Origin of the sequence: Psychrobacter coccoides, assembly GCF_017498085.1 — a bacterium.
Lineage (GTDB): Bacteria > Pseudomonadota > Gammaproteobacteria > Pseudomonadales > Moraxellaceae > Psychrobacter > Psychrobacter coccoides.
The window spans coordinates 1-16,209 of sequence record NZ_JAGBKM010000009.1 but is presented as its reverse complement, the minus strand read 5'-3'; the positions used below and the strand labels follow the sequence as shown (position 1 = coordinate 16,209).

18 protein-coding genes are annotated in these 16,209 nt (G+C 45.0%); 8 read left to right on the top strand and 10 right to left on the bottom strand.

All coding sequences use genetic code 11. From position 1 onward, the window contains the following. Window positions 1-81 precede the first annotated feature (81 nt). From mnmC2 to ispZ, 4 genes are all read right to left on the bottom strand, one after another. The gene (gene mnmC2, locus J3492_RS06345; protein WP_207990967.1) at window positions 82-2,142 is read right to left on the bottom strand and encodes a tRNA (5-methylaminomethyl-2-thiouridine)(34)-methyltransferase MnmC2; all 2,061 of its coding nucleotides are present in this window, start codon (window positions 2,140-2,142) and stop codon (window positions 82-84) included. 61 nt (window positions 2,143-2,203) lie between these two features. Further along, window positions 2,204-2,602: an SH3 domain-containing protein gene (locus J3492_RS06340; RefSeq protein ID WP_341534089.1), complete on the bottom strand. Its 399-nt coding sequence runs from the start codon at window positions 2,600-2,602 to the stop codon at window positions 2,204-2,206. Then, entirely contained in the window at window positions 2,599-2,928 is a 330-nt protein-coding gene (locus J3492_RS06335; RefSeq protein WP_207990966.1) for a YciI family protein, read from the bottom strand. Before J3492_RS06335 ends, J3492_RS06340 begins: the two co-directional genes overlap by 4 nt. Before the next feature lie 87 nt (window positions 2,929-3,015). Further along, window positions 3,016-3,570, bottom strand: a complete 555-nt coding sequence (gene ispZ, locus J3492_RS06330) for a septation protein IspZ (RefSeq protein ID WP_207990965.1) — start codon at window positions 3,568-3,570, stop codon at window positions 3,016-3,018. 376 nt (window positions 3,571-3,946) lie between these two features. On the opposite strand from ispZ, the gene J3492_RS06325 reads away from it, so the two are divergent. After that, a complete protein-coding gene (locus J3492_RS06325; protein WP_207990964.1) occupies window positions 3,947-4,846 on the top strand; it encodes a PHP domain-containing protein in 900 nt (299 codons plus the stop codon). A gap of 315 nt (window positions 4,847-5,161) precedes the next feature. Continuing rightward, window positions 5,162-6,628, top strand: coding sequence for a GGDEF domain-containing protein (locus J3492_RS06320; protein ID WP_207990963.1), 1,467 nt, complete (start codon window positions 5,162-5,164; stop codon window positions 6,626-6,628). On the opposite strand, the gene truD is transcribed toward J3492_RS06320, so the two are convergent. Beyond that, complete coding sequence (gene truD, locus J3492_RS06315) at window positions 6,625-7,815, bottom strand: tRNA pseudouridine(13) synthase TruD (protein ID WP_207990962.1); 1,191 nt, start codon at window positions 7,813-7,815, stop codon at window positions 6,625-6,627. The genes J3492_RS06320 and truD overlap by 4 nt on opposite strands. A 218-nt stretch (window positions 7,816-8,033) precedes the next feature. Between truD and J3492_RS06310 the strand changes: the two genes are divergently transcribed. Next, window positions 8,034-9,641, top strand: coding sequence for an FAD-dependent oxidoreductase (locus J3492_RS06310; protein ID WP_207990961.1), 1,608 nt, complete (start codon window positions 8,034-8,036; stop codon window positions 9,639-9,641). 101 nt (window positions 9,642-9,742) lie between these two features. After that, the gene (locus J3492_RS06305; protein ID WP_207990960.1) at window positions 9,743-10,369 is read left to right on the top strand and encodes a GNAT family N-acetyltransferase; all 627 of its coding nucleotides are present in this window, start codon (window positions 9,743-9,745) and stop codon (window positions 10,367-10,369) included. 29 nt (window positions 10,370-10,398) lie between these two features. Here the strand turns inward: J3492_RS06305 and J3492_RS06300 are convergent, their stop codons facing one another. After that, on the bottom strand, window positions 10,399-10,611 hold the full coding sequence (locus tag J3492_RS06300; protein ID WP_207990959.1) for a hypothetical protein: 213 nt from the start codon (window positions 10,609-10,611) through the stop codon (window positions 10,399-10,401). 130 nt (window positions 10,612-10,741) lie between these two features. Here J3492_RS06300 and J3492_RS06295 point away from each other — a divergent pair, with 130 nt between their 5' ends. Continuing rightward, a complete protein-coding gene (locus J3492_RS06295; protein WP_207990958.1) occupies window positions 10,742-11,065 on the top strand; it encodes a hypothetical protein in 324 nt (107 codons plus the stop codon). Between the two features lie 91 nt (window positions 11,066-11,156). Here J3492_RS06295 and gorA read toward each other — a convergent pair whose 3' ends face one another. From gorA to J3492_RS06280, 3 genes are all read right to left on the bottom strand, one after another. Next, window positions 11,157-12,512, bottom strand: a complete 1,356-nt coding sequence (gene gorA, locus J3492_RS06290; protein ID WP_207990957.1) for a glutathione-disulfide reductase — start codon at window positions 12,510-12,512, stop codon at window positions 11,157-11,159. 154 nt (window positions 12,513-12,666) lie between these two features. Continuing rightward, window positions 12,667-13,119 carry a threonine/serine exporter family protein gene (locus tag J3492_RS06285; RefSeq protein ID WP_207990956.1) on the bottom strand — a complete coding sequence of 151 codons (453 nt, stop codon included), beginning with the start codon at window positions 13,117-13,119 and terminating at the stop codon, window positions 12,667-12,669. A 1-nt stretch (window position 13,120) separates the two neighbouring features. Further along, entirely contained in the window at window positions 13,121-13,933 is an 813-nt protein-coding gene (locus tag J3492_RS06280) for a threonine/serine exporter family protein (RefSeq protein WP_207990955.1), read from the bottom strand. Between the two features lie 156 nt (window positions 13,934-14,089). Between J3492_RS06280 and J3492_RS06275 the strand changes: the two genes are divergently transcribed. Beyond that, window positions 14,090-14,371 (top strand): DUF503 domain-containing protein, encoded by a 282-nt coding sequence (locus tag J3492_RS06275; RefSeq protein ID WP_207990954.1) that lies wholly within the window; start codon window positions 14,090-14,092, stop codon window positions 14,369-14,371. 214 nt (window positions 14,372-14,585) lie between these two features. On the opposite strand, the gene J3492_RS06270 is transcribed toward J3492_RS06275, so the two are convergent. After that, window positions 14,586-15,341 carry an HNH endonuclease family protein gene (locus J3492_RS06270; protein WP_207990953.1) on the bottom strand — a complete coding sequence of 252 codons (756 nt, stop codon included), beginning with the start codon at window positions 15,339-15,341 and terminating at the stop codon, window positions 14,586-14,588. Window positions 15,342-15,448: 107 nt separating this feature from the next. On the opposite strand from J3492_RS06270, the gene J3492_RS06265 reads away from it, so the two are divergent. Then, the gene (locus J3492_RS06265; protein WP_207988742.1) at window positions 15,449-15,802 is read left to right on the top strand and encodes an IS630 transposase-related protein; all 354 of its coding nucleotides are present in this window, start codon (window positions 15,449-15,451) and stop codon (window positions 15,800-15,802) included. Continuing rightward, on the top strand, window positions 15,786-16,209 hold a 424-nt coding region (locus J3492_RS06260; protein WP_207988744.1), incomplete at its 3' end, for an IS630 family transposase. The genes J3492_RS06265 and J3492_RS06260, both read left to right, overlap by 17 nt.

Genomic DNA, 16,209 nt, shown 5'->3' with positions numbered 1-16,209 from the left:
GTGCCGGCCAATACAGACCGTATGTAGCTTTAGACCTTACACCAACATAAAAAATGTCCATAACCCCAATTGTTAGATATTTTAAGTCAGCGGCGTCTGCAATCGCGTACGATTGGGCGATAGCCGTGACAGCATCGCCGCTGATAAGGGCGCAAACGAGCCGAGCATCATATCTGCCAAGGCTTCAGCACCTATCGGTGCCAACGCATAACCTTTAGCGCCCATTGCGCTCACTACCCAAATCCGTTGACTATCTACCAATTGTCCGACTATTGGATGATAGTCAGGTGTTTGCGTACGAATGCCAGCCCGGCCTTGCCAAAGTGCTGTATCGGTTGGGATGATGGACTGCATCTCAGGAATGGCTGAGACCAGTTTATCACGGCTCATCTGATGCTCATCTTGACGGATGTCTGTGTTTGTATCATTGCGGATAAAGCTTGCGCCCAGTAAGAAATGCGCTGCACCTTCCACCACATCATTCAATTCACTATCACCAGGTTTTGCCGTAAATCCAGTGCAGTAGCCGCTATATTTAAGCGGTATTGTCGGTAGGCTTTTAAGTTGTTCGGCACTAGGGGTAAACCAAGAAAGCTGACCACGAATCTTACGACAATCAAAAATACGCTGATCTAACTGATGGCTCTCATAAGCGGCGCAAATCACCACAGTGTCAGCGCTGAGCGTTAGCGTTTGCTTATCCTGATGGCTGCCTTTAACAAAGACTTCTTTTGCAGTCTCGCTGATATCATTAACGTCTAATTGCTGAAATTGAATAAGCGGATGCGCTAAGATAACGTTTTTTAAAGCTTGCGGATTGACCAAGCCAGATTGCGGTAAATACAAGTTCTCTGATAAATCTTGCTCTTTCAAGCCGCTGATATCTTGTGCCTGCTTAAGTGACAAGGTGGTGGCCATCTCATCAGGATAATCAGCGATTTGCGCCACACCGATATTGGCTTTCATAAGCAGATCAAGCGCACCTGTAGGCTCAAGTACTGGCGCTGTATGCTGCTGTGCTGCCTTATTATTGAGTTGTCGATATAACCTGCTGCTATACAGATAGCCGATGCTATGCAGATGCTCCTCGACATGATGGATAGGCGTCATCTTGGGTGCAAGCAGGGCACGAGGGTTGCCCGATGCGCCTGCCAGCGGCGCTAACTTGTCTAGTAAGGTGACGTGAATACCATGATTGGCCAGCGTCCAAGCGGTGAGCAGCCCTGAGACGCCAGCACCAATGACGATGCTATGGGATATGTCGGAGTTATGGCTATTATGTTCGCTCTCAATATCCTCTGAATAGTCAGGGTCAGTCATAATAGCGGTCAGCATCTCACGCTTACGCCCAAAGCCTTTGACCTTCTTGATGATAAAGCCACTGGCTTGTAAGCCTCGTTTGACCACACCAGCACAGCTGTAAGTAGCCGCAGTCGTATGAGGGCGTGATAGGCGCTGCATTTGCGCAAATATCTGATCTGCCCATAAGGTGCTATTGCAAGCGGGTGCAAAGCCATCCAGATACCAAGCGTCGATAGAAGGTGGCGCTGCAAGAGAGGTGTCCAAAGCCAACTGACTTAAGCTGGTCGCTGCATCACCCAGCCAAATATCAACGGTCAAATTGTCCTCAAAAAAGCGTAACCGATGACAACCTGCAATCAGAGGCGGGTAGGCGGCTAAAAACTGCTCGATGAGCGCTGCAAGCTCTGGCGCACGCTCACCCCATAGGGCAAGTATCTGGGTCAGATCGGCACGGGCTATGGGAAATTTTTCTGTACTAATGAAGTGCAGTCTTGCAGTGGCCAAATGTGGATGGGTGGCACGCAGCTGTCGCCATAGTTGCCATGTTGCCAATAGGTTGAGACCTGTCCCAAGCCCCAGTTCTGCGATAGTAAAGCACTGTTTGGGTGCAAGCTCGGCCAATCGCTCTGGTAGCTGATTGTGTGCCAAAAACACATAACGTGACTCTGCTAGGCCGTCGGCATGCGAAAAATACACATCACCAAACTCACCTGACACGGGCACTTTATTGCCTGTATCGTCTGTTTGCCAGACAATCTTGGCGGGGATGATAATGTCTGAATGAGTGTTTTGGGCAGACGTGGCAGCAGCGCCGGTGGCTTTTGAGGCAGAGGTAGACATAAGGGATCACATTAGAGACTATAGAGGGTTTATCTATTAGGGCTACTGATAGCGACAAGGGCTACCAGCGCTCACGACGTACAAATACTAACCAACCAATAAACACACCGACTAATAAGCTGACTAAAACAGTGAAGGCGCCATACAAAAACAGCTGCCCTTTGCTTTCATAGATCAAAACATTGACTTGCGTTTGCAGGTCATTGACCTGTCTTTGCAACTGCGCATTACGGCTCAGTAGCTGTTGATTGGCGTCTGATAGCGCATTATCTGAGGGCTGCATCTGAGAGGCAAAGGTAGTGTCTGTAGCAGCTGTCTCTGTCGCAGGATCGTCGGTAATTACTGTCGGTGCGGCTTGCACCGTTATCGCTGACAGCATGATAGTTAATGCCAACCCCACTTTAGCACTGCTACGCAGCAGTAAGCTTATAAATCTTAAAAGGATGGATAGCTGACTCACGATTTTGTAACCTTATCCGTAGCGGTATCTTCTGGCTTGGGCAGGACATGGATAAAAGGCTTGAGGTCAACATGACTATAGACACCGTCACGCAAGTAAGGCTCAGCACTTGCCCATGTCTGCGCCGCCTCAAAAGATTCAAACTCAGCGATGACAATACTACCTGACATAGCACTGTCGCCGTGCTCAATCGGGGTTGGCCCGGCAATGATTAAACGCTGCTCAGCCTCTAATGCTTGCAGACGCTGCAGATGCTCAGCACGAGTCAGCTGTCTTTGCTCGCTGCTATTAGCAACGTCATGACCGATAATAGCAAATAAAGGCATAAGTCTTCCTTAATAGTCGAGTATGTGTGGAATATTGAACCATGCAGTCATTGAGTGAGTGAAACCCAGCTTTGATGCTCATATCAGCTACTTCTTAGCGGGTTTGTCACTTAATGCGGGGTTGAGGTGATTTTTTAATACTGCAAACTGGGCCACAATAAACACCAGCATGATCGGAATCCAGCCGTAAGTCTTGAAGTTGATCCATGCTTCATTTGACATGGTAAATGCCGTGATATAATGGAGAGCGCCCATCAGCACAAAGAACAATCCCCATGCAATGGTCAGTTTTTTCCAGCCATTCATGGTCAGTGAAAAGACCTCTTTCATTGCCAGCTGCATCAAGGGTTTGTTAATCAAAGCGCTGACAAACAGAGTGAGCGCAAAAACACCGTTGATAATCGGTGATTTCCAACGCAGATAAATATCATCACGCAGCAGCAAGGTGCCACCGCAGAAGACGATGGTTAGCAATAAAACCACCCATTGCTGCTTATCGAACTTGCCTTTTTGGCGGACAAAGTGAATGGCATAAACAACCAGAGTGGCCACCAGTAAAGCGCCTGCCGCTGCCAAAATGCCGCTTTGACGGGCAGCGATAAAAAAAGCAATAAGCGGAATAAAGTCTAATAGAGCTTTCATAGCAGATGAAATATCCAACAAAAACGTAGCCGCTAGTTTACACGTCTACTGAGGCAAAAAAAAGCAATCAACCACACAATAACGGCTTGTATCAATAACAGGGTTGTGATCGCAGGCTCTGCTCGATCCTGTTGCCAAGCCTAGGGCATGTTTTCAATTCAAATGATGGTATCTAAATGGGCTAAAAATGGCTAAGTTTTGTCATACCGCGTCAAATAGCTGGTTAATATCCTGATATTATCTGCGTTATTTTCTTTGTCTGACAGCAATTTATCTCATTTTTATGACCATTTTCAAAATGAAGACACGCCCTAATATATCATTAATGATTTCTTTATACTCACTATATCTATATTCATAAAATTAAGGCAACGCCATGAAAACTGATTTACAGCTCGACCTACATTGTCACAGTACTTGCTCTGACGGTACTTATGCCCCAACAGAGGTAGTAAAGCGGGCGCATGCAGCTGGTATCAAGGTGTTGGCCCTGACCGATCACGATACCTTAGCAGGGATTGATGAGGCGAGAGCTGCGGCTGATGCCTGTGATATGACGCTGATTAATGGTGTCGAGATCAGCTGTGAGCATACGCTCAGTGGTGGCTATGGCAAAAACAAATCCGCTAATAAAGTCATCCATGTGGTCGGGCTGGACTTTACGGATCGTAAAAAAATGCAGACGGCCTTGCAGCAGTTACAAGACAGCCGTGCCAATCGTGGTCAGCGTATTACCCAAAAACTGAGCGAGCTGTTGGACATTCGCTTTGATGTGTTGTGGCAAGCGGTGCTTGATAAAGCTGGTGGCAATGCTCAAGCGGTGGGACGAGCACATATTGGTCAAGTGTTGTTTGAGCAAGGACAGGTCAAAACAGTACAACAAGCTTTTGATAAGTATCTGGCAGACAACAAACCTGCTTATGTTGCCATTGATGCCTTGAGTATGGCGGAGGGTATTCAGTTGATACAAGACTGCGGAGGCAAGGCAGTACTTGCGCATCCGACACGCTATCAGCTGTCAGCCACTCGCATCCGTAAACTGATTGCTGAGTTTGCTGAGCTTGGTGGTGATGCTTGTGAGCTACCAGCCAATAGTGAGCCCATTAGTACTCGGCGCATGGTCGATCGGAGTGTCGCCGAGCATGGTCTAGCTGTCTCGATTGGCAGTGACTTTCATGGCAGTAATATGCCGTGGCGACGCCTTGGCGATGTGCCGAGTTTAAATGTCGAACAGCAAGGCGTGTGGCAAAAATTTACTGCATTGTTACAATATTAGTGATGATTATCAGTCATAAATGATTAAATATAACCGTATATCGCCCATTGAAGCCTTTCGTGCAAAGTCTGTTGCTATGTTTTGAGAAAATTGCCAGAATCAGCGGTTTAGCTATGAAAAATAATAAAAACAGTTAGTGAGATTAACCTCAACCATATAGTGCTTAATGCTTCAGCTGAGTGACATCCTGATCCGCATTAAATGTCTATATTTTTATTATTTTCATCCTATCTTTCAGCTGCACTCTAATATCTGAACCGGTATTGTTTGTATTATAGCTGCTGATAGGATGACTCTGCATGCAGTAAGGTGCTGATGACTGTATCTATATACCAGTTGGGCTACAAAAAGCTTTCTCGAATCATATTTGAGTGGCAAGCTGCAGATCGTGTCTCGCTAATGGCATTGTTTATCCTAATGGAGACTTATTTACACTGGCTGTGGTGTTTGTATGTCTGGATACGCCGAGATACCTTAGGTGCTTATGTCGATATAGAGATGCTGTATCCCGTCTGGCTTTGCATCAATGTCATGGGACTGTTTACCTGGTGGATGGTCGAGTATTTATCACGTATTAAAAACGATGATGTCCGTCTGAATCGATGGCAAATTGTATTTGTTTCAGTCTATAGTGTTTATATCATCCTTATAGGGCTGCTGTTAGGGCATAGTGGCTTTTTTGCAGGGGTGTCTTTAGTCGGTGGTATCATGCTAGGGATGATGCTGATTAGGCGGCGTTATATTTGGCGGGCTTTTTTAGGACAGTTGCTACTGATTTTAGTGCTGACAAGTCTACAGCAGTGGGGCGGGGTTAATATTCCCAATTTACAACGAGCCATATCTGGCGTCGAAATACTCGGCAGCTATAATCATCTTGCAGAGACAGCCATCGTCTTAGCGCTTGAAAATGATATAGATCGCCTAACAGCACTTGATGAAATTCGCCGGTCTGCTATGCTTTTTTGGCATTCAACATATATGTACCTGGCAGTGCCCAAAGCCATTTTTATCGTTTATGTGTTTCGAACCTTATTAATTATCTTAGACACCAGTAAAGAAGAAACATTAAAACACGCCAATCAAGATGGGTTAACCCAACTGACCAATCGTCGTTATGGGCTGATGAAAATGCAAGACACCTTCTCCCTCTTTGTGTTAGAAGATAAACAAAATTATAGCGTAATCTTGATGGATCTGGACTTTTTTAAGAGAATTAATGATAACTATGGACATCAGGTTGGCGATCAAGTACTACAAGAGGTGGCAGGTGTCTTAAAGTCGACACTGCAAGAGACATGCAATGTCAGTCGCTATGGTGGTGAGGAGTTTTTAATTGTCTTGCCAGACACCAGCCATAGAGAAGTATTGACCATCGCTGAACAGCTACGCTCTAATATTGCAGAACATGTGATACAGATGACGGACGACTTTAGTCTACAGGTAACCGCAAGCTTTGGGGTTTATACCTTAACCTGTGAGGAACTGACACGCATTAAGCAAGATCATATGACGTCAGAGTCTGAGCCGGTCAAGCCCGTACTGACAAAGCTACAAAAACTAAAACGTCGTCATAACAAGCAAACACAAGTTGAGTATAGTATCTCTGAGCAAGCACAGAATGGTTTACCAAGTGATATGTGCCAGCGTTTGATCAGTATTGCGGACAAGGCTCTATATGAAGCCAAAGACCGTGGCCGTAATCAAGTCGTCAGTGCTAATGAGATGCGTGCCGCAAAAAGCAGGTCTGAGTCGCCCTCTGCTTCTGGCACTGAGTCTCTTTAATTCAACTCAGCTGTGTGTAACTGCTGTACCATACTCGCCAAGACACTGGTGGCAAAGCTGCCAGTGGTCAAAGTAAAGCTTAATACCAGCGTCTGCGTATCATTGTGCTGCTCGTCTGGCCACTCCCAGCTCATGTCTTCAATCGGTAGTCTTAGCGCTCGTCGTTGTGCTTTGACATGACGCTGCTCTAAGCCTGTCGCCAGCTGTGTTAATAATGGACTATTATTTACAACCTTGTCCTCGATCCGAGCTGCTAGGCCACTGATTTTATCATTATCCACGCCCCAAAGCGCGCCAGTGGGGTGAATGTCACCGTTTGCCAACCGTGCACGCAACGTATCATCTATATCTTCACTAGCAAATATTGAGCCTGAGCCGTCTAAGTTAAACACTTCACCTGCCAGTCCAGTATTCCAGCTGCCGTCTTGTACTCTCGCTGCCAATATTTCATTAAATATCAAGCTACGAGCGGCAGATAGCTCCATGGCGTTTTGCTCTCTCGGTGCTCGTTTGCGCTTGCTTTTCTTTGCCGCTGGGCGTTTTTCTGGCAGTGGCCGGGCAAATAAGGCCAATGCTTCTCTAATATTATTGCCATTCCACCCAAAGCGCTGTGGGCCAAAATAGTTGGGCACACCGCTTGCGCTAATGTGTTGCAAGTGCTGCTCTATAGAGGATTTATCGGTGTCTTGCCCCTCAATACCTCGTAAGGTAATGATAAATTGATTGGCTCTGTGCGTGCCACGATTAAGCTTTTTATTGTGCCAATGTTGGGCGAGGATAGTGACCGACTCGTTGTCTCCGATATCTATCGGTGCAAATTCAGATTCTGGGAGTTGCCTCAAAGGAATTCGTAAGCTAAACCACTGCGTCGTCAATGCCTGACGGTCTTTGAGTCCTGAGTAGCCGACATCACGTAATGGGATATCAGCCCACTCTGACAGTAGCTTGGCCAGATAGGCGGTGTTTATCCCTGACTTCTCAATATGTAGCCATAAATGCTCACCCTCACCAGTAAAGTCTAGCGGCAGTATCTCATTGACGACAAAATCAGTTGCACTGGCTTTATATGTCGCTTGCTTGATAGGCGGCATCATGGGTTGAGGCAATCTTGAGGTATCTGTCACAGTTGAAAAATCAATATTAGCGAGATCAAGAGGTCGGGGATCGTTGTTACTGATAGCGGTCATAAAAGTGTCATTTAATAAGAGGGTAGGTTTGATTGAAAGGTTTTTTGCATCATTTTCAAGTGTATGAATGGTATTTACGTTTTGCAACGCAGTGAACATACAAATAAACAGCGTATGCTAAATGGTCTTGTTACTATCAAGGAATCTGCTTTTTAAAGCATATTGACTATATCCACACGTTTTATTCAGCAAGCCATTATAACTGTTAAGGATGACTTATGACTAACGCAACGATCAATACCGTCACCATCAGCAAAGCCGATATCCCAGATGGCGGCATGAAGTCCTATAAGCAAGATGATGATAGTATCATTTTAATCACTCGTGATGAGGATGAGTTTAGTGCTTTTGATGGCAAATGCCCACATGCTGGCGCAGATTTGGGCGAGGGGCTGCGCTGCGGCAATCGAGTAGTCTGCCCGTGGCATCATGGGAGCTTTGATAGCCGAGATGGCACCTTGCTAGAGCCTGTCGCCATGCGCGGATTGACCCAATATCAGCTGATTGACGAGGGCGATCGCTTGACGGTCAATACCTCAGAAAAGCTGGACAAACGCATCGACAATGACAAGCTGACAGACACCCATACCCTCATCATTGGTGGCGGGGGTGCAGGCTTTATGACAGCTGACCAACTGCGCAAGACGGGTTATGGCGGCAAAATCACTATGATTAGTGCCGATGACAAAGCCCCTTATAATCGTCCTTTGCTCTCCAAGATGTTTTTGGCAGGCAAAATGGATGAGAAATACTTACTGCTGGGCGGGGCAGATTGGGCCAGTAAAAATAACATTGATCTACGCTTAAACCAAACCGTCAGTGAAGTCCTTCCCAATGAATGTACTGTCGTCATCAACAATAAAAATGGCGAACAGGAAAGGCAAACGGCGGACTTTTTAGTAGTAGCGACAGGCGCTGAGCCAAAGATACCGCCATTTAAAGGCGCTGAGCTGGATGGCGTCTATACACTACGCAGTATGGATGACGCCAAAGACATCAAAGAAGCCAGTGTAGATCAGCGGGTGGTCATCGTAGGCACGGGCTTTATCGGGATGGAAGTGGCCTCCGCATTGGCACAAGCAGACAAAGCCGCCTCTATCACCGTCGTGGGTCTCAGTCAGCGGGTGATGGGCAATATCGTCTCTGAAAACGTGAGTAATGCGCTCATCAATCTACACAAAGAAAATGGTATTGAGTTCGCCCTTGGCGCAGGTGTCAAAGAGATCAACGGCGATGATGGTAGAGTGAGCAGTGTGACTTTATCAGATGGCAGTAGCCTTGATGCTGATATGGTGATCTTAGGGACAGGAGTGGCGCCACGTACGGACTTATTAAGTGACGTGAACGACCCTGATGGCGTACAAGTCAATGACCAACTGCAACTGCGTGATGGTGTCTATGCGCTAGGCGATATCGCCAAAGCCACCAATCAAATGGGCCGCATGCGTATCGAGCATTGGCGGGTGGCGTTACAGCATGGCATGGTAACAGCGGCCGCTATCTTAGATCAAGACCATGTCAATTCACTAGAGGAGCGCATTCCGTTCTTTTGGACAGGGCAATATGGCAAAAGTCTACGCTATAGCGGCCATGCTGCCACGCCTGATAACGGTATCCTATTTGGTTCGCCAGATAACCTTGATTATATTGAGTACTATTTCGATGATGATGGGGAGGATACACGTGCCAGTGCTGCCAGCTCGCTTGGGCGTGATAAAGAGCTAATCGCTTTTTCTGAGTTATTACGCCGTGGTCATGCACCAACCCGTGCGCAAATCAAGGCAGGGTTTGATATTATCAAACAAGCGCAGGCGTTATCGCCATAGAAGTTTTTTCATAAAATCGCTATGATAAAGGCTGACTTATATTTTTAGGTCAGCCATTTTTTTGCCTGTAAGTAAGCAAAGAGACTCTTAAGGATAAAGCGATGAATCAAAATGAGGTGTTTTTACGTCAAGCCGAAACAAATGATATCGGTGCCATTGAGCAGCTATTAAACCTTTGCTATCGGCAGGCAGAGGGCTGGACCAATGAAGCAGACTTGGTCGGTGGTATTCGCATCACTCAAGCTGAGCTGGCAAGCGTCATCGACAACCCAAAACACTATCTGTTTGTTTATCCCAAAACCACAACCGGTACTCGTGATGGCGATGACACTGGTGAGTTGCTGGGTTGTATCGCAGTCGATATAAAAGTCGATACCGACTCAAATAAAGAGGATCAAAATACCAGCACTGATAAAAATAAAGCCTACATCGGTATGTTTGCGGTACATCCAGCGCTGCAAGGGCAGGGTGTTGGTCATGTGATTTTAGAAGCGGCAGAGACTTTTGCAGCACGGCACTTGCAGTCAAGCATGCAGGTGCAAGATGAAAAACCTGCTCGCCTGACCATGTCTATTCTCAGCCATCGTCCTGAGCTGCTGGCTTATTATCAGCGCCGTGGCTATCAGTTAAATGGCAATAAAATGCCATTTCCAGACGACGGTAATAATGGCGAGCCCAAGCGTCAAGACTTAGAGTTGTTAGAATTAGAGAAAATCGTTAACGCATAAATTTTAGCTCTAACGACATCAGGCTTGATTTAACCCCAAAAATGTCCAAAGGTCATAAACAGCCCAACACTGAGTAATAAGAATGCCACAATAATCAAGCGCTTAAACCAGTTAAAAGCGGGCAAGCGTGTGGCATTGTCATCAGACATCAAAAAAGCAAATAAGAACAGCAAACTGGCGGCCAAAGTCATAATGCCCAGACCAATCGGTAATATAAAAAGATACATCTGCCACACAGTCATCTCTCAACAGTTCAGAATACTGGCATGATAGCAGTATCGGTATTACACTGTCAGTAACTATCCAGCAAGCCTTCATCATCCAACGTGCTCTAATCATCAGAGTCCATACTCAAAAGAAACTGATACGCTTATGAATAACCTTAAAAAACTGCTCACACTGTTACTACTAACGCCACTGTTAGCGGCTTGCTCGAATGCGCCTGCCGATGAGGTAGTGGAAGATTTGATTAAAGCGCAATATGAGCAAGCGCATGGTATGCTATCTGCAGCGCATAGTCAGGTAGTGATGCCGACGCTTGAAAACGTCAGTAATGTAAAGTGCCGCTCGGAAGATGGTGAAGAGCGCTATCGCTGTATTGCAGACATTACGCAAACTAAGGATAACGAGAGCGAAACCAAGACAGTTAATTTTTTAGTGTATAAATATAATGATGAGTGGGCGCTTGGGAGTTGATTACTCAGAGCAAACTATGCTGGTTTAAATCAAACGGGCTATTCTGATTCAGAATAGCCCGTTTGGTAAACTTGTAGCTTGCCCAATCCATCTAACGCATCGTCACAAACTCTTCTGAGCCTGTCGGATGAATGGCGACGGTATTATCAAAGTCAGCCTTGGTTGCGCCCATCTTAATCGCTACCGCAAAGCCTTGAATCATCTCATCGACGCCAAAACCAATACCATGCAAACCAATGACTTTTTCCTCATCGCCTAAGCATATTAATTTCATCATGCACTTCTGGCGATGTTGGGTCACCGCACTGTACATCGGGGTAAATGTCGAGGTGTAGCATTTGATATTGTCCTTGCCATACTCGTTGACCGCCTCGATTTCAGACATGCCAATGGTGCCGATAGGGGGGTGAGTAAAGATAACCGTCGGTATCAAGTCATAAACCAAGTGCTCATCGTGCTTATTATTAAATAAGCGCTCAGACAAGCGACGACCTGCCGCAATAGCCACTGGCGTCAAATCAATACTGCCCTCGATAATGTCGCCGACCGCATATATGCCATCGACATTGGTGTTTTGGAATTTATCGACTTTGATTTTGCCAGTGTCAGTGGTCTCTACCCCCGTCACTTGCAAGTTGATATTGTCAGTGGAAGGCGCACGGCCAATTGCCCAGATTAAACAATCCACCGTATCAAGACTGCCGTCTTTAGTGCACAGGGTCAGGCTCTCGTCGTCATTTTTGCGGACTTCAGTAAGCGTGGTGTTGGTATGTAGTTGAATGCCTTCTTGCTCCATCTCTATCAACAAGGTCTCAACGATACTGTGATCAAATGAGCGCAGCGGCGAATGCTGACGCACATACAGATGCACCTCAGCACCTAAGCCATTGAGTAGCCCTGCGATCTCAACAGCAATATATCCTGCACCCACGATAGCCACTCGTTTTGGCAGCTGATTTAGAGCAAAAAAACCATCAGAATCGATGCCGTGCTCTCCGCCTTTGATATCAGGGCGAATAGGATGACCGCCGGTAGCGATCAAGATATGATCGGCGGTAATATGCTCGCCATTGACCTCGACCGTGTTGCTATCGACGAATTTGGCAAAGCCTTTGATCACCTCAACGCCATTTTTTGCCAAGTTATTATCGTAGGCACGGTGAATGTTTTCGATATATTGTTGACGGCTATGCACCAGCTTTTGAAAGTCAAAACCTTTGACATCGATATCAAAGCCATAATCTGGTGCATACTTATGAATGGCTTCGGCCACTTGGGCGCCGTACCACATCACTTTTTTGGGCACACAGCCCAAGTTTACGCAGGTGCCGCCCAACTGTTCGGCTTCGATAATGGCGCATTTTTTGCCATAGCTCGCTGCGCGGTTGATGGAAGAAATACCGCCGCTACCGCCACCAATGGCGATATAGTCATAATGTTTGGTCATTGTTATCTCTCTCTAATGAGTGCGTGTGGATACCGCTTTGAACCCTATTGTAATGGGTGTGATTATAACTCTTACAAGTTTTTCATGATTAAGGCATGTTAAGTGACGTCAGTATAGCTAATGTTTAAGCAAAATAGCCGCTACCTATATCTCACTATACAATGGCACGGCGTCTATAAAATAGCAGTCCAGGAATGGACAAGCCCAGCACCAATCCTGAAGTCACAAATAAGGCCTCAAACAAATACACCATCATTTGACTAAACAGCTCGTCTGAAAAGCCAAAATAACCAATCTGTACCATACTGACCATTGCCTTGTAGGCGGCGATGCCTGGCATCATACAGATGACACTGGGCGAAATCAGCGCCTTGGGCGGCAGGGTATATTTTTTAGAAAAATACACCCCCAAAAAGCTGGCAAGCATCGCCCCAAAAAAGCTGGCAACCACGAGGTGAATGTGCTGATAGACAAGGGCGGTTTTTAATCCAAATCCAAACGCCGTCATCAGCAAGCACGGCAAAATATAACGTTTGGGTACGGTAAACATCAATGTCCAGCCAAGGGTTATCAGGCAGGCTAGCAAAACGGTTTCGATGAACCACATGTCAAAACCCCCAGTGCTGTATTTGTAGCAAGACCAGCGCCATCACAATGCCAACGCACGCTGACAAGGTCAACATATAAGTAAAAACAGCCCGTCCAATGCCAATATCAACATAGCCTTTTAGGATATCTGATAAAGAGTTGATCAAAGGGAAGCTTGGCACCAGTAGCAGCACGCTAGAGGCGACGGCGATATCAGCATTATTACCGATATCGAAATAGTAAGTCGTTGCGCCAATTAAAGAAGCAATAAAGGCAGTCATAATCACCGTGATAAAGGGGTTAAAATGATGCTTAGCCAAATAAATACGGGTAAGCATCGCCACCATACCAGCGACAAAGGTCACAGCGGTAATCGATAAGCTGCCGCCATTTAGATAAGCAAAAGCGGCACAGGACGTGCCAACAAACACCCCCACCAGCCATATCGGATAAGCCGTTTTATCTAATTTATCAAATGCGTGAGTGGTGTGTTCTGTCAACTTATGATTCAGCTGGTTATTGTTATTATGGGTGTCTTTGGCAGCTTCGGTTTTATTGACAATTTGCTGAATTTGTACCAATAAATTGACGTTGATGCTTTGATTGATGGTGTCTCTGGTGGTGGTGATACATCGTTCATTGTGGATGGTGGTCAAGGTAATGGCATTAAAGTTCAGCGAACACTCCACGCTGTTCATTCCCAAAGCCAGTCCTAAGCGCTTGGATAAGTCTACCACTACGGCAGACTCAGCGCCGTATTGCATAAGCAGTAGGCCGCAGCGCACGCATAAGCGCGTAATGTGCTGTTGCTGTACATAGCTGATAGGGGTCATGGGTTAAGTACGCAGATTGGTTATCAATACAAATGGTTTGCGTGGTCAGCGGATACTTGGCAATGCTGAGCGGCAGTCGCCTACGCAAACGGTCTGCTTGATGATACCATGAAGCGTAAATAACGTTCACGTTGATAAAGAAAAAAGGAACATAAGATGCATATCGCTATTTTGACGCTGACGTTCTCCTTACCCGGATGCAGCTCACTCAAAGAAAAGCGCCAACGTATGGGCGGCTTGCACGCACGCTTTGGCAATAACCCAAGCGTTGCCGTTTGTGAAAGCGGCGAGCGTGATCGTCATGATGCCAGCGAATGGACATTTGTGATCGTCGGGCTATCGAAACGTGACGTTGAGTCACAGTGTAGTCAAATCGAGGAGAAGATAGAACGTAGTGTCGACGCACGGATGATGAATGTGGAGCGGGAGTTTATTTAGGTGGGGTGTTTTTATACATCAACTCTGAAAAATATCTAACTTGTAGGTTGGGTGTCGCAAGCTTCACTCAGCCTGCGACGGATCTAATGTTAAGTATGAATAATGCAAGGTAGGTTGGTGTCGAGGAACGAGACCCAACATAGATAATTTTGTATAATATGAATCGTTGGGTTTCCTTCGTCAACCCATCCTACGGTCTTAGAGATCAGTAGATTTATTGAGCTTTCTTTCCAAGAATTTTTTCGTAATAAACTTTAGCTAGTTCATTAGCTCTATTTTCGATACTAGATTCTTTCCATTCTTCATTATTGCTTACGAAATCTTCAACCCATTTGAAATTAGATTGTTCATATATATTTTTTTTCTCTATATAACTTAGGCAACCTGCTTTATGGTTCAACTTTTCTTCCAACAAGATTAGATTTCCAATATTAAACGTAATATCATCATTCTCTGGGCATATATGTTCAATACTACCTACATCTGAAAAAAGGTCGTCACCTTCGAATAGAGCATTGAGTTTCTGCACAGCATATTTTGTTTTTAAATTGTTATGCACTGACTTTTTAGTAAAACTTAGTAGAATAAATTTTCTGGAAAATAGTTCGAAATCTGGAAATAGATCGTTTAAAGGTTTTATTAACAGGTTGTCTATTTTACTATGGGCTTCTGTTTTATTTTTACTCAACCTTAGGTTGATTGCGAAATTAGAATATATTTTTTCGAACTTGTTAGCTCTTCCCGATGTAATCGCATTATATGCGAAATGAAAATTCTCTAAATAAAGAACTGTAGATTTGAATATTTTAGTTGAAATATAGCCTTGATTCTTCATTTGGAACAGTGCCAATAATCCTACTCTTACCTGTACTATATTAAAATAGTTCATCAATACGTTTAAACTTTGAACGAGCCAAAAATATTCTTTTCGATTTCCATAGTCTTCTCTTTTAGGGTTTAATATTTTCATATAATCTATTGCGTTAGATTCTAATTCTTCTAGGAATTCTTTGTATAGTCAGTTCTTTTTAAATAAGATACAATCGTTTTAAAGCAAGCGAAATAGCAGAAGAACAAATGACCTATTCAGCAGATTTTCGAGCACAAGTGATTAAAAGTGTCAAAAACAAAGACATGAGTATCCGTCAGGCTTGTACTTTCTATAATGTTAGCAAAACCGCATTACAGCGCTGGCTGAGAAACCCAAGTATCAAACAAACTCGAGATAAATCACCAACTAAAATACCGAATGAAGCACTCTTAAAAGACGTTGAACAATATCCAGACGATTATCTGTACGAGCGAGCTAGGCGATTCAACTGTAGTAAGACCGGCATGCACACTGCTTTAAAACGTCTAGGTATCAGTCAAAAAAAAGACCTTAGAGCATCCAAAAGCCTGCCTGATAAAAAGAGTGGCTTATCAGAGTAAACTTGATCGCTTTACGCAGCAAGGCTATCCCATTATCTATATGGATGAAAGCGGCTTTGAGCACGAGACCATCCGCTCTCATGGCTATGCACCGATTGGTACACCCTGTATCGACAGCTACAACTGGCAAGCAAAAAAGAGAACTAACGTCATCGGTGCTCTTTATAACAAGATGCTGTTTGCGCTTGATTACTTTGAACAGAATATCAATAGCAATATATTTTATGACTGGTGTAAGATCACACTTATTCCAAGTCTCAAGACTAAATGCGTGATCGTTATGGATAACGCTAGGTTTCATAAAAGCAGACGTATCCAAAAACTGCTCAACAGACATGGTCATCGCATTCTATGGCTGCCACCCTATAGCCCTGATCTTAACCCCATTGAGAAAAAATGGGCACAAG